Genomic DNA, 20638 nt, shown 5'->3' with positions numbered 1-20638 from the left:
TTGCATACACAATTGCAAACCAATTTTTCGATATTCAACACTTGCATCTTGCACCCTAATCCACATATTGTAAGCATCTGAATTATAGTACTTATATTACAGTGCTGCATTGCGCATTATTTAGGCAATCAGCCGCCGTAAATGAATGAACTTTTTCGCCAACCATTCATTCAGTGAAAAAGTCAGGAGATAGACACCCATGAACGCCCAATCATTTCATCAATTACAAGGCTACCTAGACAGCCAGATTGTTGGTCAACAGGCACTGGTTAAACAGTTGTTGGTCGCGCTGCTCGCTGATGGACATATCTTAGTCGAGGGGCCTCCGGGGCTGGCCAAAACACGGGCGGTTAAATCTTTGGCCGATTGCATTGAAGGGGATTTTCATCGTATTCAGTTTACCCCAGATCTGCTGCCCGCAGATTTAACCGGTACGGATATTTTCCGCCCTGAAACTGGGGAATTCACTTTTCAGGCTGGGCCGATTTTTAACTCTCTCTTGCTCGCCGATGAAATCAACCGTGCCCCCGCCAAGGTTCAGGCAGCCATGCTTGAGGCGATGGCTGAAAAACAAATTACCGCTGGGCGCAACACTTACCCTTTACCAGAGTTGTTTCTGGTGATGGCAACGCAAAACCCAATTGAACAAGAAGGCACTTACCCCTTGCCTGAGGCGCAGCTCGACCGTTTTTTGCTGCACCTCAATGTGGATTACCCCGATGCAGAAAGCGAACTCGACATTCTTCGTCTTAACCGTGGCGAAGCCAAAGGCGAGGATAAAACCCCACCGCCGCGGCTGTCGCAGCAAGCGATTTTCTCGGCGCGTCAGGAGGTGCTCAATATCCATATGGCCGAAGGCGTCGAGAGTTATGTTATTCGTCTGGTGATGGCTACGAGGCAACCGGCTCAATACGACAGCACACTCGCCAATTGGATTGAACTGGGTGTCAGCCCGCGGGCCACTATCGCTCTGGACCGCTGCTCACGCGCTCACGCGTGGTTATCGGGCCGCGACTACGTTTCTCCGGAAGACGTGCAAGCGATGGCTTTCCCCGTGCTTAGACACCGCATTTTGCTCAGTTATCAGGCTCAGGCAGAGGGCATCAGCGCCAATCAGGTGGTGAATCGTCTGTTGTCTCTGGTCGGCAGCGCGTAGGTTTGTCGATGGAGAAACAACTGTCCCCCCATGCGGATGGCGTCAGCCTCAATCTAGATGAGCTGCTGTACTACAAACAGCAGGCGGTCAAATGGTTGCCACCAGCCAAGAGTCTGTGGTCCCAAATGTTAGGCCAGCATCAAAGCCGTCAACTTGGTCGGGGTATGGATTTTGCCGAAGTGCGTCAGTATCAGCCTGGTGATGATGTCCGCAGTATTGATTGGCGTGTCACCGCGCGTACGGGCAAACCTCATACTAAGCTGTTCAGCGAAGAACGCGAAAAGCCCATCGTGGTCTATGTTGATCTGAGCGCCAGTATGATGTTTGGCTCACAGCTGATGTTTAAGTCGGTGTTGGCGTCACATATGGCCAGCTTAGTGGCTTGGCTATCGGTCGCGCAGGGCGATCGAGTCGGCGCGATCATTGATAACGGGCTTGGGTTAACCGAGCTTAAACCCACGAGCCGTAATCATGGTCCGTTGGCACTGATGCAACATTTGGTGAAACAGCACCAGTCAGGGCTGGCAACGTCGGTCCAATCGTCGGCTTCTGATATGTCAGTCGGGTTGCAAGCCCTCAATCGGCTGTGCCCGAAAGGCAGCGAAGTGGTGATCATCAGTGATTTTCTGCGCCTTACTGATCAGGATACCCCGCAGTTAACTCGGCTTGGGGTCCATAATCGGGTCAGGCTGATCCATCTATCAGATCCGCTGGAAGCTGGGATCACTCATTATCGCGGCGTTGAACAAGTCTCTGACCGACGTCAAACACTGTGGATGGACTTTTCATCTCGTAAAAATCGCGACCAAATGAGGTCGTTGTTTGAGCTTAAGCAACAACAGCTCAAAGACTTATCGAACAGTCATGGTTTGAGTTTTAGCTGTCTCTCAACCGAGGAATCACTATTACAACAATTATCTGGACGTAATCAATGATCAATGAGAACAAAGCGTTATTTTTGTCACTGAATCCGATGCATTTGCCGGCAGTCCCGTCGTGGTTTCCCCTCGCTTGGGGATGGTGGGCGACCGCGGGCGCAATTGTGTTTAGTGTGTTGCTGGTGGTTTGGCTCTATCGCTGGAACAAGAAGCGTCTGGCCCCCAAGAAAACCGCCCTCAAGCTGATTGAGGCGGGTAATCAGCCAGCAGAAGCGATTGAACTGGTGCGCCAAGTAACCCTTTGTTATTACCCGAGAGAAGAAGTGGCCCAGTTGACCGGTAAAGACTGGTATGCCTTTCTTGATACTCAGGTCAAATCCCCTTTGTTCCTTGATAACTATGAACTGTGGGAAGAGGCTTTGTACTCAAAGCAACCGGTCAGCAATTCCTCTGAATTGGTCGGTCACTGCTCAAAATGGGTCAATGAAGCGCTTCCGCCAAAAAGAAGGAGAGCCAGAGTTGGCTAATATCGAATTTGTATGGTGGTGGGCGTTTTGGCTTCTTCCCCTACCGATACTGATGTATTTCGTGTTACCCGCTGCCAAGCAATCATCACCGGTGTATTTACCGTCCCTCCCTCAATCTACGGTGGGTACGGCACCTAAAAACTTGCTGGCTAAAAGCTTAGCGGCGCTGATGTGGGTCAGCCTCATCGCGGCGTTTGCCCGCCCAGTCTGGTATGGTGATCCGGTGACGGTCCAACCCAAACACCGTGATCTCATGCTGGTGGTTGACTTGTCGGATTCAATGAGAAGAGAAGACATGCAATTCAACGGTGACTATATCGACAGGCTCAGCGCGGTCAAGCAGGTGTTATCGGATTTTATCTCTCAACGCCGTGGTGATCGACTCGGACTGGTGCTGTTTGCCGATCACGCCTATTTGCAAACGCCGCTGACGCTCGACCGAAAAACGGTAGAAGCACAGCTTAAGCAGGTGGTGTTACGTTTAGTCGGCACTCGTACCGCGATTGGTGAAGGGATTGGCCTCGCCACTAAGACGTTTATCGACAGTGATGCGCCTCAGCGGGTGATGATTCTGCTCAGTGACGGCACCAATACCGCGGGAGTACTCGACCCGCTCGAAGCCGCGAAGATTGCCAAAAAGTACAACGCCATCATTTACACGGTCGGTGTCGGTGCCGGCGAGATGATGGTCAAAGAGTTTTTTATGTCACGTAAGGTTAATACGGCGGAAGACCTCGACGAAAAAACCTTGATCGCCATCGCCAAGATGACGGGAGGGCAATATTTCCGTGCCCGCAACAGTCAGGAGTTGGCGACCATCTATGACACCATTAACCAGCTTGAGCCAGTCAGTCAGGCCACCCAGACGTGGCGCCCCCAGCAAGACTGGTTTGGCGTGCCGCTGGCCATCGCCCTCATCAGTATTTTTATGCTTTTAATTGTTAGGAGGAATCATGTTTGATTTCAGCTTCCTCTACCCTGAGAGTTTTTTTGCCGTGATACCGCTGTGCCTTTTTTTGTTGTGGTTTAATACTCGCCATCGTAGCCGGACATTAATTGCGCCGCATTTGGCTAAGGCGATGGGCATTCGTGACAAGACCTCTCGCGAGGTCTTATCAGGCGTGGTTGGCGTCAGCGGACTGGTGGCGATCATCGCCATTGCGGGGCCAAGCTTTTCCACGCATACCGAACTGCCGAGTTTTACCAATAACAGCGGACGGGTCGTGGTGATGGACATGTCGATGTCAATGTATGCGACCGACATCAAGCCCAATCGTCTGACTCAAGCCAAGTACAAAGCCAGTGATTTACTTGACCAGATGACCGAAGGCACGACGGGTTTGGTCGCCTACGCGGGCGATGCCTATACCGTCAGCCCAATGACCTCCGACACCGCCACCATTTTAAATTTGTTGCCAAACCTGACCCCAGAGTTAATGCCCTACCCCGGTGCAGATGCCGTCAAAGGTGTCGCACTGGCTATCGAGATGATGAAAAACACCGGCTTGTCGACGGGAGAGATCTTGCTGTTTACCGATGATCTCGATGATGATGAAACTCAGGGCATTGAAGAGTTGCTGAGCGGCAGTCGCTGGCGGCTGTCTATTCTTGGTGTGGGAACTCGCGCTGGCGCGCCGATACATCTCAGTGACGGCTCGCTGCTCAAAACGGGCAGCGGCCAAACCGTCGTCGCCAAATCTAACTTTAGTAATATGCGCCGTTTGTCGCGCAGCCATGACGGCTTTTTTACAGCCATTCAGCTCAATAGCGATGACGTCGATGCCCTCGTTAGGCGCACCGCCGAGGTTGAAAGCACCACTCGAAGCGCCGCATCCCAACAATTAGCGAATAGAGTCAACATCGGGATCTTTTTGGTCCCACTGCTTGGGATGGTAGCATTGCTGACATTCCGCCGTGGTTTTCTGTTGACTCTCATGTTGGCCACCCTACCGCTAATGCAGCCCGAGCCAGTGATGGCGTCTCCCTTTCTTAACGCGGATCAGCAGGCCAAAAAGCTCTATGACGCGGGCGAGTATCAGCAAGCCGCCGAGATGTTTAGCGACAAAGTCTGGCAAGGTATCGCTCACTATCAGGCCGGCAATTTCCCAGCGGCGATTGAATCGCTCAAGGGGGAGACATCACTCGATGGCCAGTACAATTTGGCCAATGCTTATGCGCAAAATAAAGCGTTTGACCAAGCGATCAACCTTTACGAAGCGGTGCTAAAACTCGATCCCGATCATCAGGATGCCAAAGACAACCTTGAGATCGTAAAACAGCAGCAACAGCAACAGCAACAGCAACAGCAACAGCAACAGCAACAGCAACAGCAACAGCAACAGCAACAGCAACAGCAACAGCAACAGCAACAGCAACAGCAACAGCAACAGCAACAGCAACAAAAGTCTGACGACAGCCAGAGCGAAGCGCAACCCCAATCGTCTCAATCTGAGCAAGATGATGCTCAATCCGATAATCAGGCAACGCCTTCGGAATCCGAGTCAGAGTCAGAGCAATCGCAGGAACCGGCGCAAAAGCCCGACCCATCCAACAAACCGGCTTCCCCCAGCGAGCCAGAGCCGTCGCCCCAGCCTGACGAGTCAGACGGGGCCAAACCACAAGACGAGTCACCACCGTCCTCTGCCCAAGCCGATTCTCAGAACCTCGAAGAGGTCGAACCGGAATTGCGCAAACTCGAACAAGTGGAAAATGCTCGTGATCCAAGCCGGCTGCTTCGTGCCCAAATGATGTTGCAGGCCCAACAGAAACAACCACCGAAAGACACAGGTAAGAACTGGTAATGATGAACCGACACGTGATGACATTTATTATTAGCTTAATGGCGCTGACTTTGTCCTTGTTCAGCCCAATCGCGTCCGCCACCACTGTGTGGGCGACCGTCAGCAAAAACAAAGTGGTCAAAAATGAAGTGTTCCAGCTCAGAGTAGTGGTCGATGAGAAAGTCTCTTCAGACGATATCGATTTCAGTATCCTCGATCAGGACTTTTATGTCAGTCGACCCAGTTTTGGCTCTTCGATCAACATTGTCAATGGCAAGCGCAGCACGCGCAGTGAATGGAACCTCACTCTGACGGCCCAAACGCTGGGCGTGGCTCGGATCCCCGCGTTCACGGTCAACGGTGCAAGCTCGAAGCCCATTGCGATTCAGGTCACCATGGATAAAAACGAACCTAACATCTCAGATCTGGTTGAACTGCGCAGTACCATAGACAAAACGTCGCTGTACCCCAATGAAAGCGCGTCCTTGCGTACGCGGCTGATCATCAAGGCAGATCCAAGACGGTTGCAAAACCCTCAGGTCGTTCCGCCCAAAGTGGAGGGAATGAGCATCGCTCAAATCGGTGAACCCAATCAATATCAGAGTGTCCTTGGGGGCGTTGAGGTCACGGTGTTGGAGCAGACTTATCGCATCACCGCCGAGAAAGCCGGTCGCTATACCCTTACTGGCTCCGCTTTTAAGGGATCGATGATTTTAGGCAATGATCGCACGGGCACAACGAAACTGGTGTCCGTCGATACTCCCGCGAAATCCTTCGTTTTTGACGTAGAAGCAAAACCTGAGGGGTATACTGGCGTGTGGTTGCCCACGTCTCAGCTGTCCCTTGAGCAAAGCTGGACCGCCGCGGGAGGCGAAACCATCGACCCTAGCCTTCCTTCCCAAGCCAATGTTGGCGATTCAATCACTCGTCACGTGGTCTTGGACATTGCTGGCCTCACCTCGGATCGTTTTCCCAACATCAAAATCGATTATCCGAAATCGATCCGCGTCTACGATGAGAAGCCTCAGTTCACTGAGTTGGATAATGGCGTGACTCGCATGACCCTCAAGCAAGTCTTGATCCCTCAGAAAACCGGTGAGATGGCGCTGCCAGAGATTCGCCTTAATTGGTGGGATAGCCAAAATAGGCAACAACGCACCGCGCAAGTGGCTGGTCTTTCGCTTGAGGTCGCGCCCGGTGACAGTGTCAATACGCCGGTTCCAGTCAGCCCCGCAGCCCTACCCGCCGAAGTCGAAACCATCACGGTGCAAGACAGTGGCCTGTGGCCTTATCTGACGGCGCTGTTTGCCATACTTTGGCTGGTGACCTGTGTTTTACTGCTGCGGAGTCGCTCGTCGGCGGCCCCAGCCGATGATGCACCTGTGATCGAGCTCAACTCAGCCAGCGCGGCATTGCAACAAGCGCTTAAAAATAAGGACTATTTCAAAGCGCAGCACTACGCTGGCCTCTGGCTGCAAGAAGCCACTCAGTGTTGCCCGCAACGACGCGCTGAAATAGAAGCAGAACTTGAGAAGATGCAAAAGTCAGGTTTTTCTCAGACAGAAACTGGATGGAACCCATCAACTCTGCTTAAACTGATGAGTGAAGTGGACAAAATGCCGCGCTCAGATCGTCAGCAAGCAGGGACACTCGCCACCCTGTAATCGGGTGGCCATGAGCAAGGCATTATGAGGTCCTTATTCATTGGTGAAGATGAATAGCTGGAGGAATGATGTCGGCCATCGAAGAGCCAGTTCCCAGTTCTCATTATGTGATCCTCTATTTCGATGGATCACAGATGACGTCGTTCGAGGTGGACGCAACTGATCGTGATGAGGCGGTTGCGGCACTCAAGAATGTTGGGTTTACGGAGCAGGATATTTTTTCCATCTCCACGCAATAGAGACACAAAAGCACAAGGTAGCCTCGCCGCTACCGGTTACGCTGAGCCGTCCATTCAGCGCGCAGTGAGCGAGCCATGATACCACGGATTATGATCACGCTATCGACCCTACTTTTCGCCACCACCGCGCTGGCCGACATCGACTTAATTCAGGTCGATAAATCGACACGGCGTATGTATCTGATCGACGATCACCAAATCGTCAGGCAATTTCGTATCGCGTTAGGTCAACAACCCAAAGGGCATAAGGTTCAGCAAGGCGATCAACGCACGCCAGAAGGGCGCTACTATCTTGATTTTATCCTCGACGACTCGGAGTTCTACCGCTCCATCCACATCAGTTATCCCAACGCTGCCGATATCGCCTATGCCGCACGGTTGCACGTCAACCCAGGCGGTAACATCAAAATCCATGGGCTGAAAAATGGTGAATGGCGCCCCGCCGCGTTTGTACAAAGTTTTGACTGGACAAACGGGTGTATCGCCATCACCAATCAGGAAATGGATGAATTGCTGCGTTTAGTCAAACCCGGTACGCCCATCGATATCCATTGGTGATTGACTCAGTTTTGATACGCCTGCGAGCGAGTGGCCTCAGATTTTTTTTCCCGAGTGACCCACCAGCACAACAGCGATCCTAACGTCACTAACACCACACCTTGTAAAAAGGTTTCGGTGAGGACCAAACCGAGGATCAGTGAAGAGATCACGGTGGCCAACACTGGAGTAAAGTAGGAAAGCGTCGCCAGCAAAACCATGTTGCCGCCGATGATGGCGTAGTTCCACAGGGCATACCCACTACCCATCACGATGCCAGTGAGCAACAACAATCCCCCAGATTCTAGGTTGATGGTTAGCGCACCTTCATCACTCAAGGCGTAATGAATCCAAAGAGTGACTGCCGTCATAATGAAAAATAAGATGATCGGATTTTGCCCATTGGCAATGCGTTTGGTCAGGTTGCAGTATAAGGCCCACAAGAATGCACCGACAAACGCCATCGTATAGGTGAGCGGGTTAGTGGCCACGTTGGCCGCAATCTGAGCAAAGGAGAATTCCTGATCACCGGTAATACACCAAGTGACCCCAAAGAACGCCAGTGCAATCGCCGGATAGACCAGAATATGAGTTTTCTTCGGACTGAGGCTGACCGCCATCAGGACCGTCAGCGCTGGCCACAGGTAGTTGATCACCAACATTTCGACCGCCTGCGCCCGTGAGTTGGCCAGTGCCAAGGCCAAGACGAGACAAATCTCGTAGGCGACAAACAAACCACCGCCGATCACAACGTAGCGCCATGAGTAGCTCGACAGTTTCGGCCGCCCCATGATCACGACCAAAAAGAGCGATGCCACGGTATAGATGGACGCCGCCCCACCAATGGGACCAAGAAATTCAGTCACCGTACGGGCCAGTCCGGTCATGCTGCTCCACAGCAAAATAGCGAGTACACCGCACAAAGTAAATCTATGTTGTTTCATCATCTTTTATGCTCTCGATATAAACGGTTAACCTATCGTTAAGTGTCTTTGTCTGTCAAATGTCGGATTAAGGTTGCTGGCGTCCCGCCGTAAAGGCAGTCAGGCGGCACATCTCTTATCACCACAGAATTCGCCGCGATCACACTTCTCGCTCCGATGGTCACGCCTTGATTAATGACCACACTGCCGCCAATCCAGACATCGTCTTCAATGCAAATCGGTAAGCAGGTTGTCTCCCACTGACGACGCTGACGATAGTCCAGCGAATGGCCCGCCGTATAGAACTGGCAATTAGGGCCGATCAGAACATGATCACCAATGGTAATTTTTCCGCCGTCCAATAGCGTGGCGTTCATATTGATCAGGGTGTTGTGGCCAATCGACAACGTTTGGCCAAACTCGCAATAAAAAGGCGGCAGTATTTTGCTGCCTGAACCAAAACTGTGCAGGAAGCGTCGAAATAGCTCGCTGCGCTCGTGCTCACATAAGGTCGCGTTCAATTGGTGGACCGTTTGCATCGCTTTGTCTCTGGCCATTTTGATCGTGCCATCGGCATCACCAAATACCTGACCTTGCACCATCCTATCAAATTCTGTCATCGTATTGCCCAATAAGTAATTGAATAAAAAGACAACTTATCGTGAATGGCGTTTGGGAAAAAGAAGATTTCTACCCAAATTTGACGCGGCTATGAAAAACCGGGCACAAGGCCCGATTTTTTAAGGGGCTGCGGCTTGTATCGACTGAATAAAGGTGGCAGACAACGCTGATAAGCCCTCTTGAGTGATAATTTCAACATTATCTTTGTCCGTGACCACGCCCTGTTGGATCAAGACGGTGCGCGGGTAACCTCGCCCGCCGAATAACTCGGTCAGTGCCTCATGGGCGGTACTGATAAACGCATTTTTGGTCTGCTGCACATTGACCTGAAACACGGCAATATTATGCGCGTTCAGTTGTTGGGCGAAACCTTCAATATGCGGTTGCTGTCTTTGCGTGCAGTCTGGGCACCATGCGGTGACAATATTGACAACCAAAGTCTCCCCTGCGGCAATGCGTCGATTGACCTCCTCAGGCTCAACGATTTGTAGAGCACGATCGAACGGTTGCTCTTTGTGTACATGTCCTTGGTGTAACGGTTGTTTCTCTGCCATAGCGACCACTTTGTTTATCCTAAAAAGTACATAACGCCTTGCTCAGTAACGCGGACTCGCCCGCACTGACACGAAGACACGGTTGTCACGATACCGCCCTTTACCCTGCCAAAACACATAAAAATGCGGGTTGGCTAGGTTTCTGACTCGGCTAGGTGGCCCTTGTCATCACTCAGGCCACCGTCGCTTATTCAGAAGAGGGCAAAAAACGAGTCAGTGACAAAGGCTCAATCACTCGCAAAAGTCACTCCGGTCTGACGGCGGATCTCGGTCAGTAATTTTGCCACCACCAATGAACGCTGCATGGCTGCCTGATTGATTTCTTGATGTTCAAACTGACGGGCAAATTCCAGAGCTTCGTAAACCATTGGGTTCGGGTCTTGTTCAACACTGAGGTCAATACGCCCATCTTGTTTGGTGTGTTTGCTCAGGCCTTTACCCGTAGCAATCATCTCCATTTGCAGGGCCCCTTGTTCCCCTTGAATTTCACTGGGTAAAAAGGAATCGCTGGTTTTAGAGTGCTGCAACACCACTTCAAAGCCTTCGTAGCCTAAAATGACGCTGCCACTGCCGTCGACTCCGCTTGGCAACATCTGGGCGTGGGCATTGACTGACAACGGCTCACCAAATAATTCCACCGCTGAGCCTAAGCAGTAGTAGCCAATATCCATGATCGAACCATTGGCAAACGCTGGGTTAAAGGTGTTGGGTAACTCTCCGGCCAAGTATCTGGGGTAACGAGAAGAGAATTGACAATAGCTGATCAAGGCTTTCCTTATTGGCCCTAGGGTGGCAATTTCTTGCTTGAGACGCTGGAAGTTAGGGGTATACGGAGACATAAATGCTTCAAATAAGATCACACCATGGTCAACGGCGGTTTGGTACATCTGTTTGGCTAAGCGCTCATTGGCCGCCAGCGGTTTTTCGCAGATGACATGTTTACCCGCTTCAAGCAAGGTAATCGCCTGAGGCGCATGCAATGAATTGGGGCTGGCAATGTACACCACGTCAATCTCGGATGACGTCGCCAATTCGGCCAAATCATCAAACAAGATTGGTGAGGCGTATTTTTGTGCAAACTCTTGCGCTTTCTCGATTGAGCGGGAATAAACGCCAGCCAACACATACTGTTGGGTTCTCTGGGCGGCATCAATAAACTGGTCGGTGATCCAATTGGTCCCGACAACGGCAAGTCTCATCATTATTCCGTCTCCTATTATGACAAAAGGAGCCATGGCTCCTTATCGTCGTGTGTCTCGGGGTTGGCTACCTCAGACGGTCATCACGACGCGTACGGCCAACAATATCAACACGGCACCGGACAGTCTGTCAATCAGTTGTGCTTGTGCGCGAATACGATCGAGCAGACGCGGGCTAGAAAGTAGGAAGGTGATCAGCGTGTACCAGAGGCCATCAATCAGCAGTGGCGTCATGACGATCAGTGCTTTAGCCGTCAGGCTATCACCCACCGCGACAAACTGGCTGAATAAGGCGATAAAAAAGAGGGCGATTTTCGGACTGAGTATTGAGATCAGAAAACCTTCTCTTGCGGATTGCCATGCCGAGGTGTCTTCGCCAGCCTCAAGTTTCGCCGCGACACCGCCTTTTGAACGCAGGGCATTGAACCCCAGATACGCTAAGTACGCCGCTCCAGCATAACTCATGGAACGAAACAATAGTGGCGACTGTTGCAGTACCACCGCAAGGCCAATCAAGGTAATAAAGGCGTATATGCCAATCCCAATCGCATGGGCCCAAGCGGCCGCCAACCCATTAATACGACCGCCGGCTAAGCTGTGCTTGGCGACCATAGCAAGGCTCGGTCCGGGCGACATCGCCCCAAGAATACAGATGGTCAATAGAGAGAACCAGATGGTGAGTGTCATTGTTTATCCTGAGTAATCATTGAATACCACTACGCTAACGCAATTAAAAAATGAATTGAAATCAAAGTTAATTATAGAGGTTATGATTTTAAATCATACCAATGGAATAGGTCGAGGTTTGCATGGCGTTCAAGACTTTCTGTCGCATCCATTGATGAGCTTTGTCCTGATCGTACTTGGGATGCCAGATTAACCAGTATCGATGGGCTTGTGTATCAAAAGGAAGTGGGCGATAGAGAAGGGGGTGATCGTCGGACAAGTTCCGCGCGATGTGTTGCGGCACCACCATCAAATAGTCACTGGACACGAGCGCCTTGACCGCCGCGGAGAAGAACGGCACTTTTAGCGCGATGCGGCGCGAATACCCTTGCGCTTTTAATGCGGTATCCGTGCCAGAGTCTTTGTCGCCCCCACCGGTGACTTTGAGATGCGGATAGGCGACGAGATCATCGACACTGATGGCGGTTTGAGTGCCTAAGGGGTGCCCCTGACGCATTAGGCACACCGAGGTATCCTGACCAATTTCGACACTGGAGAGGTGGGCGGGTTGGTCCGCTTGCATGGTCGAGGCGAGGTGGATACCACTTTCACCCAGCCCTTGCATAAAGGCAGGCTGCCACAAGCGATAGGCTAGGTTGACGTTAGGCGCTTGTTCGATCATTACCGCCACGACATCGGGCACAATGTACTGCGCGACATAATCACTTGAGGAGAGGACAAATTCCTGCTGCCATGTCTGCGGATCAAACGGCTTATCCCTGAGCAACTGAGTAAACTCTCCCAGCAAACGGTTGAGTGTCGTCTGCATCGCTAACGCTCTTGGCGTGGGAACCAGTGTGTTGCCCTCACGAACCAGCAAGGGATCCTCACACAATTGACGCAATTGAGCGAGCTGACGGCTGACCGCCGACTGAGTAAGGTTCAGTCGCTGCGCCGCCCGACTGACGTGACATTCTTCAAGCAATACTTGAAGCGAACGCAGTAGATTGAGGTTGATATCATGAATAGGCATAACGGGTATTAAAAAATTCGCTCAGTACAGTATGAGTCATTAGATGACGAAGATCTGGCAATAATTGAAGTTGATCGCGGATCGCATTGAGTTGAGTCATACTCTGGGCTTCCACAAACAACATCATATCGGTTTCTCCACTGATCGCATGGCACCACTTGACCCCGTCAATCTGATAAATTTGGCTGGCGTAGGATTCGCAATATTGTGTGGTCGCCGAGGTATCAAACTTAAGGGCGATATAGGCTTGGATTACCTCCCCTTCTTCGTGCGGCACATTAGCATGATACCCTAAGATGACTTTATCCGTTTCTAACCTTTGGATCCTTGCGGTGACCGCCGAGCGTGACAAATTCACTTGCCGAGCAATATCGCTGATCGAAGCCCGAGCGTGCTGTTTTAAAATGCTGAGTATCTGTTGGTCAAACTTATCCATATTACTTCCTGTCATACCTCAACTTATCCTGTTGATTTTATGTAATGTGACACAAAATCCCTGCGGAAGAAAGGGCACGTAATGACAAAAACAATCATTGAATTCCGTCACATTGACGGGCAATAGTGACGATCTGCTTACTGCCTCGGAAGAAATGTTTCAGTATGCTGTCCGACAATAACAAAAAGTTACAGGTTGTAAGCGAAATGAGTCAGCTAAAACAAGAAATCACGTTGTTGTCCGGCATTGGGCAACTTTCAACGACCTTAATGGGGACAGGGCTGTTTATGGTGCCCGCCATCGCTGCAGGCGTTGCAGGCCACTTGTCACTTTGGGCGTGGTTAATTCTGTTTGTCGCCATCTGCCCTATTGCGCTAACGTTTTCTCAGTTGGGCAAGCGCTACCCAAATGCTGGGGGCACCGCTTACTTTGTTCGTCAGGCGTTTAATCCGCGCATGGAAACCAGTGTTGCGTGGCTGTTTGTCAGCGTGATCCCCGTTGGGGTGCCCGCAGCCATTACGCTGGCGGCGAGCTTTTTGCAGCCCTTGTTGCCATCGGGGCTCCATTCACCACTGTTGGCTCAATTGCTGACGCTCGGCCTGCTTGTTGCGGTCAACCTCAACGGTACGCGCTCGTCAGGACGATTGCAAACGCTGATTGCCCTTAGCCTGTTTGCCTTGGTGGCCGCGTTTTGGTGGTACGGTGATATCGGGGTCAGTGACTTGACGATGCCTACGCTGTCTTTCGACGATGTTGGGGTCGTGGGCGCAGCACTGGCGATCATGTTTTGGTGCTTCGTCGGCATTGAGGCCTTTGCCCATATGGGGGAAGAGTTTAAAAACCCACAGCGGGATTTTCCTCTTGCGATTATCATCGGCTGTTTTGTTGCGGGAGCAGCATACTGGGCCTGCTCGGTTGTGATCCTTAAATTTGATGCCTTTGGCAGCCCTGAATTCGACGCTACCGCGATCCCGTGGCTATCGAATATGCTGTTTGGGGTGGCGTTTTCCCCTGTGATCAATGCATTAGGATTTGCCGCCTGCTTTGCCAGCGTCAACCTCTATGTGCAAAGTCTGTCAAGAATGGTTTGGGCTCAAGCGCGCCAATATCAACCGCACGGCGCCCTAGCCCGCGTGTCCTCTAGGGGAGTCCCCGCCAACGCGACGCTGGCCGTCGCTCTGGTGGTGCTGGCGTCTTCCTTGGTGGGTGACCTGACAGGGCTGAATCTGGAGTTTTTCCTCAAGCTGGCCAACGGGATTTTTGTGTTCGTTTATCTGTTGGCGATGCTCGCAGCCTGTAAACTGCTGACAGGCATCAGCCGTGGGTTAGCGGGCCTATCGTTGTTCATTTGCGCCGCCGTATTGGTCTGTTTAGGCGAGTCGACGCTGTATGCGTTGACCGTGTTTACTTTGCTCTCGTTACGCTGGAAAAAACGCCCTACCCGCGTTGATCCCCAAGCAGGCTAAAGAGAGTGGGACGTGACGGTCGCGCCATCAATGGCCAAAATGGTTTGTGCCGCGACTTTCTTCCAATCTCGGCTCTTTTCTAACGGCTCAGATGCCAGAGTGATGTTGCTGCCGTGTTGTCGAATAAACACCGTTGGAGCATCATTATCCGAGCTGTATCGCACCACCCAAAATCGATGGCCATCAGAGATGCAGATTGATGCCTTAAGAGGCTCGACGATGCCCGCTTGGATCATTCGCTGGCAGAGTTCTGTCAGCGTCTTGGCGATCGCCTTAACTGGGTCTTGTTGCAAGCCATTATTGAGCATCATCAAGAAGATCAGTTCGCTGTCAGTCGTCCCCATACGTTTAAGAAATAACGCTTCTGGCAATTGCTGTTGCAGGGCGAATTTGATCTGTTCAAAGCCACCAATTTGGCCGTTATGGAGAAACATCCAGTGATCAATGATAAAAGGATGGCAGTTCGAACGGGCGACCTGCGTTCCCGTTGACGATCGCACATGGGCCATAAAGCGATGGGAGCGAATATGATGCGCCAGCGAGCGTAAGTTATCGTCTCCCCATGCCGGCAGCACTTCATGAAACTGACCCGGTGTTTGGCGATCATTATACCAGCCTAAACCGAAGCCATCGGCGTTGACGCGCGTCACCGCTTTGCGTGCATCCAAACTTTGATGCACAAGGGAATGTTCAGGTTCATACACCAACTCATCCAAATAAATCGGGTCTCCCTGATAAGCTAACCAGCGGCACATAGGCGTTCCTTTCATCAAGTCATTGGCGTCAACCCCTATCGGTTGACGGTCATCGTCACTGACATACAATCACGATTCAAATAAGCGGGCAAGCACTTCTATACGAGATTCAATCTGTTGTTCGGCCACGTGACCAAAACCAAGCACAACCGCCTGCCAACTTCGCGGTTCTGGATGCTTGTGTTGGTAATAACCCAGCGGTCGCATCACAATTCCCTCCGCTATCGCTCTATCCACCCAATCTTGCTCACGGATGCCCCCTTGCCATTTGAGCGTCACATGGAGGCCAGCAGCTTGGCTAATGATGGTCAGCCGATCACCAAAAGCCTGCTCAACCGCCTGACACAAAATGTGGTATTTGCGTTTATACACACGTCGCATTTTTCGCACATGGCGAATTAAGTGGCCTTCTGCAATAAAGTCGGCTAACGCCGCTTGTGTGTGAGCGGGAGGATCACCACTGATTGCCTCTTTGATCTCAAGGCAGCGACCCATCAGATGCTCTGGCACCACCATGTAACCCAATCTTAAGCTATTGAACATCACTTTACTCAGCGAGCCCACGTAGATCACGTGGTGATCCAATCCTATCTGCCCAGCCAGTCCCTGCAGACTGGTATACGGACGATGGGCAAACTGGAATTCACTGTCGTAATCATCTTCAATGATCCAGCTTTGCTGCGCCGCGGCCCACTCGATGAGTTTCAGTCTATGTTCGGTGGTAATGGTGGTACCCATCGGATACTGATTGCTTGGCGTCAAATACAAGGCTTTGGCCTGACTTTGATTCACGTCGGTGAGGTGGATGCCACTGCCTTGGTGTACGGGTAACGGTTCAAATTGGAAACGAAACAGCTCGATAATTTTCATCACTTGCGTGTAGCCGGGGTACTCCATCAAGATTCTATCGTCAGCCTTGAGCGTGGCGAGCAGAGCTAGGGTCATGGCTTGCTGGGCCCCAGAGGTAATGATGATTCTTTGTGGGCAACAGGACACCGATCGACTCGACGACAAGTAATCCGACAACGCTTGTCGCAACGGCATACTGCCTTGAATAGGTTGATTGCCCATTAACACAGATCGCGACAGGTGTCTTTGTAACATTCTCTGCCAGTGCTTCATCGGAAATTGGTTCAGATCAGGCACGCCCGGCGCAAAAGGCGAATTGTTCAGATCGAGCGCTGGGGCAATCTCAACCTGAGGAGGGTTGACCCTAGCTTGGACAAAGGCGTCTGGCAGTTCCAGAGCAACGTAAAAGCCTGAGCCTTGTTTGCTCTCAATATACCCTTCCGCCACCAGTTGCTCGTAGGTGGTGATCACGGTATTACGGCTTAAGTTCAATTCCATGGCCAGTTTGCGTGTAGAGGGCAATTTCGCACTCACAGGCCAGTATTTTTCGACGATCTTGGCGCGAATGGCGTTAAAAAGCCGCTGCTGTAATGTGGCATTCTCCCCAGAAAGCGTCAGGTCACCGGTATCAATCAAGGTCATAACTGGATCTATTAATTTGTTAAAACTGGCTCTCTATAAGATACCAGCGAACGGTTAGATTGGCACCATCAATAGGCCCTATATGGAATGAAAACATGCTATCTAATACCCAGCGTACCCAAATAAATAAAGGACAACACAAAGCCATTTTTGAACAAAAAACGCTGAAAAATATCATCGATGAATCGCTGATCGCACATGTGGCCATCCATGAAAGCCATGGCCCAGTGATCATCCCGATGCTGGCATGGCGCGTCGACGACTCTGTGTATATCCATGGCGCGAATAACAGCCGTTTATTACGCCAGCTAAAACAAGGTCAGCCAACTTGCCTGACATTTACACTCTTTGATGGCTGGGTGTTAGCCAGATCCGCCTTTCATCACAGCGCGCATTATCGTTCAGCTATGGTGTTTGGCCAGTTTGATATCGTGCAAGACCCATCAGAAAAGGATCGCCTGCTCAATCATTTTATCGAACACATTGCGCCGGGCAGAACAGAGCATATCCGCTTGAGCAGCGAGCGCGAGCTGGCGGCCACTTTGTTGCTCAGGATCCCATTAAGCGAATCGTCCGTGAAAGTGAGCCAATTTGGCGTAAGAGATGACGACTCAGATTTGGATCACCCAGTCTGGGCTGGTGTCCTGCCATACCGGACCCTTGTCGGCCCTTTACAAACTGCGCAAGATTGTCACGTGACCGCGCAGCCAGATTACAGCCAAGCTTATGGGCAACGCTGGTATCAGTCTCAATAATGACAAAATCATTATCAATAACAAGACAAATTGCAAAATGCAATTTCACTTTGCAATCACTGGAGCGAATTTTAACCGTTTGGGTCATTTTTTGAGCAATTTGGCGCTATAAAATCTGGCACATATACTGCAATACTTCCTGTGACCCTTATTAAGCCGAGGGTCACCTAGCCAACTGACGTTGTTAGTGAACCAGAATTGTTCACAAATATGTAAGCCAATCTTGATTATTGAGATTGGCTTTTTTTCTTTTAAGTCATCCTGCTTTTTTGCTGTCACTTTAGATTACACTCTATTTGATACTATCATCATTAGATTGAGGTAGTTCCTCTGTGTTCGTTCAAGCAGTGTGTCCAAACCATAACCTCGTCACCAGCAGGGAACAGGGATGAACCGATTATTGATCAAAAACGTCAGGTTAGCGGATCACGATGACGTCAAACAACTGTTGATTGAAGACGGTCATTTTCAGCAGATCAGCGACAATGCCAGCCCCCTCTCGTTTGACGGCGATGTCATCGATGCCGAGGGTGGCCTTGCAGTGGCCCCGTTTTGTGAACCGCACATTCATCTTGATACGACTCAAACCGCCGGTGAGCCGAGCTGGAATGTATCTGGGACCCTGTTTGAGGGGATCGAACGTTGGGCCGAGCGTAAACAAACGCTGTCCATCGCTGATGTGAAATCACGGGCGATCCAGACGCTAAAATGGCAAATAGCCAATGGTGTCCAACACGTCAGAACCCATGTGGATGTCTCCGACCCGTCTCTGATCGCCTTACGGGCGATGATTGAAGTCCGTCAAGAAATGAAAGACTGGGTCGATATTCAGATCGTGGCTTTCCCTCAGGAGGGGATCCTCTCCTACCCCAATGGCAAAGCGTTGCTTGAACAAGCCATGACACTCGGCGCAGATGTGGTCGGCGCAATCCCTCACTTTGAATTTACCCGCGAGTACGGCGTTGAGTCGCTGCACTTTGTCTTTGAGCTTGCCGCAAAGAAAGGTTGCCTGATTGATGTCCACTGCGATGAAATTGATGATGAACAGTCGCGTTTGTTTCGCTTATTACGCCTCTCTGGGATTCATTTTGTGGCCAATCCTTTGGTCAACATTCATTTGCAAGGCCGTTTTGACGATTACCCGAAACGACGTGGCGTAACCCGAGTCAAAGAAATGCTCGCGGTCGGGATTAACGTGTGTTTTGGCCACGATGATGTCTTTGACCCTTGGTATCCGCTTGGCACCGCAAACATGTTACAAGTGCTCCATATGGGGCTGCACGTATGCCAGTTGATGGGCTACGATCAAATCAATCATTCATTGGACTTGATCAGCCACCATTCTGCGCGGGCGATGAACCTTGTCCCTAACTATGGTATTGAACTCCACAAACCGGGAAGTCTGGTGATTCTACCCGCCGAAAATGGCTTTGACGCGGTCCGTCGTCAGGTCCCTGTCCGTTATTCCATCCGGCATGGGCGCGTGATTGCGCAAACCCAACCCGCCAAAACTACCCTTTATTTGGACCAAGCAGAAGAGATATCGTTTCGTCGCAGCTGAGACTCTGGCGGTCTCGGCTTGGGTCTGCGCTCACGCTGCCATGAGTTTCGTCTATTGAAGGTTGGTCTAATACTCATGAACTTGCTCAGAGGACAAACCCTTGATAGATCCGGATAACATCGCCCCAAACAGATGACAACCTTACCCATACCATTAATGACATCATACTCACTAGTGACAGGATTATTCATCAGGGTTTTCGTGAAATTTCATGACATTCTTCTGACTCAAACACCGTGGTTACTCGTCTCTATCAATCAAAGTCCCCCTGAATCATTGAATCAGCAAAAATAATTTTTCACATGTATTCATGAGCAACCCATTCATCACGGGTTTACACTGTCGGCGTCTATTTGGCTAGAGATAATAAAATGATAACAATAGAGCACAATGAGTCCCTTTTTAAAAGCATGGTCAGCTACACAAACAAAGATAATTCCTCGATTGGAGTCACTGTCTTCATCGGTGACCGAATTCTCACCGGTGAGCTCATTTCCGAACAGCATTACTTTCAGTTGGTCAACGAACACTTAAGCGACAGCACTGAAAACCTGAGCTTTAACTGCTCATTTCTCGTCGACAAGATGTCAACTCACGAGTCTCATTACTTTCATATGAAGGATGCCGTGTTTATTGATGGGTATGGGCAATCTATGCCGACCGCCGGCTGTTTATGGCGTGGGCGGGTATCGAGCGTGCAGGCGGTGTCTATTGGTGCCTGGCTACTGCCAAAACACTAACCGATATTGGATTGGGGCCACACGCTGTGGCTCATTGTGCTGTTTGCGCGACCCACAATAAGAAAACCCCACTAAGCTTTCACTCAGTGGGGTTTATTCTTACTCGCAGCAATCCGGCTACTATTCCGTGCTCCCTGCATCTATTCCCTGATCGTAAGCTGATTCCTTCAGCACTTTCCTTATCATCGCCTTCCTAGCGGTGTCCTTGGCAATCCTGCCTGTTAGCATCCTATCTAACGCACGTCGCTTTATCCGTAAGCGGTGTCCCTATACTGTCATCCTGACAGATAGACTCAGTCCCTTAAGTGTTCATTAACTTTCCATAGGTAACCATCCTAGTTCCTAGCGTCCGGCTAATGTCCTTGCTTTCCTTGCCGACTACTCATCCTAAGTAATCGAATCTTCGTCCTGAAGATGACCTATCCTTGGGCCTTTCCTGTTCCGTGTCTGCTCCCTGCTGACACCTTTAAGATTAAGCCAGCACCGAACATAAACAATCCTTGCCAGACAAGACCAAATCACTTTTTTATCACTCCGAAAAAAATAACAAAATATTATCAATGGGTTAAATTAATAATTGGCTTTATTCGACCAAGGCTGACCTCTATAAGCTTACATCATTGTAAGAGATCTCTTACACGCCAAAGGGCAATTTAA

General features: G+C 50.7%; 20 protein-coding genes. 11 read left to right on the top strand and 9 right to left on the bottom strand.

What is annotated here, in order from left to right:
* Positions 1-199 precede the first annotated feature (199 nt).
* From HLM86_RS10520 to HLM86_RS10490, 7 genes are all read left to right on the top strand, one after another.
* Positions 200-1156 carry an AAA family ATPase gene (locus HLM86_RS10520; protein ID WP_170882781.1) on the top strand — a complete coding sequence of 319 codons (957 nt, stop codon included), beginning with the start codon at positions 200-202 and terminating at the stop codon, positions 1154-1156.
* Positions 1157-1164: 8 nt separating this feature from the next.
* Positions 1165-2091, top strand: coding sequence for a DUF58 domain-containing protein (locus tag HLM86_RS10515; protein ID WP_076589164.1), 927 nt, complete (start codon positions 1165-1167; stop codon positions 2089-2091).
* Positions 2091-2561 (top strand): DUF4381 domain-containing protein, encoded by a 471-nt coding sequence (locus HLM86_RS10510; protein WP_390226143.1) that lies wholly within the window; start codon positions 2091-2093, stop codon positions 2559-2561. Before HLM86_RS10515 ends, HLM86_RS10510 begins: the two co-directional genes overlap by 1 nt.
* The gene (locus tag HLM86_RS10505; RefSeq protein WP_076589166.1) at positions 2554-3522 is read left to right on the top strand and encodes a vWA domain-containing protein; all 969 of its coding nucleotides are present in this window, start codon (positions 2554-2556) and stop codon (positions 3520-3522) included. The genes HLM86_RS10510 and HLM86_RS10505 overlap by 8 nt, the downstream gene beginning before the upstream one ends.
* Entirely contained in the window at positions 3515-5362 is a 1848-nt protein-coding gene (locus HLM86_RS10500) for a VWA domain-containing protein (RefSeq protein ID WP_171831443.1), read from the top strand. The genes HLM86_RS10505 and HLM86_RS10500 overlap by 8 nt, the downstream gene beginning before the upstream one ends.
* Positions 5362-7005 carry a BatD family protein gene (locus tag HLM86_RS10495; protein WP_254868792.1) on the top strand — a complete coding sequence of 548 codons (1644 nt, stop codon included), beginning with the start codon at positions 5362-5364 and terminating at the stop codon, positions 7003-7005. The genes HLM86_RS10500 and HLM86_RS10495 overlap by 1 nt, the downstream gene beginning before the upstream one ends.
* A 314-nt stretch (positions 7006-7319) precedes the next feature.
* The gene (locus HLM86_RS10490; RefSeq protein WP_076589168.1) at positions 7320-7802 is read left to right on the top strand and encodes a L,D-transpeptidase family protein; all 483 of its coding nucleotides are present in this window, start codon (positions 7320-7322) and stop codon (positions 7800-7802) included.
* Positions 7803-7807: 5 nt separating this feature from the next.
* Here the strand turns inward: HLM86_RS10490 and yddG are convergent, their stop codons facing one another.
* The 7 genes from yddG to HLM86_RS10455 form a co-directional block, all read right to left on the bottom strand.
* Positions 7808-8728 carry an aromatic amino acid DMT transporter YddG gene (yddG, locus tag HLM86_RS10485; RefSeq protein ID WP_170882777.1) on the bottom strand — a complete coding sequence of 307 codons (921 nt, stop codon included), beginning with the start codon at positions 8726-8728 and terminating at the stop codon, positions 7808-7810.
* A 35-nt stretch (positions 8729-8763) separates the two neighbouring features.
* A complete protein-coding gene (locus tag HLM86_RS10480; RefSeq protein ID WP_076589169.1) occupies positions 8764-9324 on the bottom strand; it encodes a sugar O-acetyltransferase in 561 nt (186 codons plus the stop codon).
* 120 nt (positions 9325-9444) lie between these two features.
* Positions 9445-9879 carry a TlpA family protein disulfide reductase gene (locus tag HLM86_RS10475; protein WP_143678225.1) on the bottom strand — a complete coding sequence of 145 codons (435 nt, stop codon included), beginning with the start codon at positions 9877-9879 and terminating at the stop codon, positions 9445-9447.
* A gap of 227 nt (positions 9880-10106) precedes the next feature.
* The gene (locus tag HLM86_RS10470; RefSeq protein WP_170882776.1) at positions 10107-11081 is read right to left on the bottom strand and encodes a Gfo/Idh/MocA family protein; all 975 of its coding nucleotides are present in this window, start codon (positions 11079-11081) and stop codon (positions 10107-10109) included.
* 69 nt (positions 11082-11150) lie between these two features.
* Entirely contained in the window at positions 11151-11765 is a 615-nt protein-coding gene (locus HLM86_RS10465) for a LysE family translocator (protein ID WP_076589171.1), read from the bottom strand.
* 88 nt (positions 11766-11853) lie between these two features.
* Positions 11854-12777, bottom strand: a complete 924-nt coding sequence (locus HLM86_RS10460; RefSeq protein ID WP_076589172.1) for a LysR family transcriptional regulator — start codon at positions 12775-12777, stop codon at positions 11854-11856.
* The gene (locus HLM86_RS10455) at positions 12764-13213 is read right to left on the bottom strand and encodes an Lrp/AsnC family transcriptional regulator (protein ID WP_076589173.1); all 450 of its coding nucleotides are present in this window, start codon (positions 13211-13213) and stop codon (positions 12764-12766) included. The genes HLM86_RS10460 and HLM86_RS10455 overlap by 14 nt, the downstream gene beginning before the upstream one ends.
* Positions 13214-13419: 206 nt before the next feature.
* Between HLM86_RS10455 and yjeH the strand changes: the two genes are divergently transcribed.
* Entirely contained in the window at positions 13420-14679 is a 1260-nt protein-coding gene (gene yjeH, locus HLM86_RS10450; RefSeq protein WP_170882775.1) for an L-methionine/branched-chain amino acid transporter, read from the top strand.
* Here the strand turns inward: yjeH and HLM86_RS10445 are convergent.
* Both HLM86_RS10445 and pdxR read right to left on the bottom strand, forming a co-directional pair.
* Positions 14676-15434, bottom strand: a complete 759-nt coding sequence (locus HLM86_RS10445; protein WP_076589276.1) for a class II glutamine amidotransferase — start codon at positions 15432-15434, stop codon at positions 14676-14678. The two genes, yjeH and HLM86_RS10445, sit on opposite strands and share 4 nt — an antisense overlap.
* Positions 15435-15503: 69 nt before the next feature.
* Complete coding sequence (pdxR, locus tag HLM86_RS10440; protein ID WP_170882774.1) at positions 15504-16925, bottom strand: MocR-like pyridoxine biosynthesis transcription factor PdxR; 1422 nt, start codon at positions 16923-16925, stop codon at positions 15504-15506.
* 95 nt (positions 16926-17020) lie between these two features.
* Here pdxR and HLM86_RS10435 point away from each other — a divergent pair, with 95 nt between their 5' ends.
* The 3 genes from HLM86_RS10435 (at position 17021) to HLM86_RS10425 (ending at position 19981) form a co-directional block, all read left to right on the top strand.
* Positions 17021-17680 carry a pyridoxamine 5'-phosphate oxidase family protein gene (locus HLM86_RS10435; protein ID WP_076589176.1) on the top strand — a complete coding sequence of 220 codons (660 nt, stop codon included), beginning with the start codon at positions 17021-17023 and terminating at the stop codon, positions 17678-17680.
* A gap of 388 nt (positions 17681-18068) precedes the next feature.
* Positions 18069-19241, top strand: coding sequence for an amidohydrolase family protein (locus tag HLM86_RS10430; protein ID WP_170882773.1), 1173 nt, complete (start codon positions 18069-18071; stop codon positions 19239-19241).
* 371 nt (positions 19242-19612) lie between these two features.
* Positions 19613-19981, top strand: coding sequence for a GvpU-like protein (locus HLM86_RS10425; RefSeq protein ID WP_143678227.1), 369 nt, complete (start codon positions 19613-19615; stop codon positions 19979-19981).
* Positions 19982-20638: the final 657 nt, after the last annotated feature.

The sequence above is a fragment of the Vibrio ostreicida genome, assembly GCF_013074385.2.
Lineage (GTDB): Bacteria > Pseudomonadota > Gammaproteobacteria > Enterobacterales > Vibrionaceae > Vibrio > Vibrio ostreicida.
The sequence above is the reverse complement of the archived record's forward strand: the minus strand, read 5'-3'. Positions and strand labels throughout refer to the sequence as shown.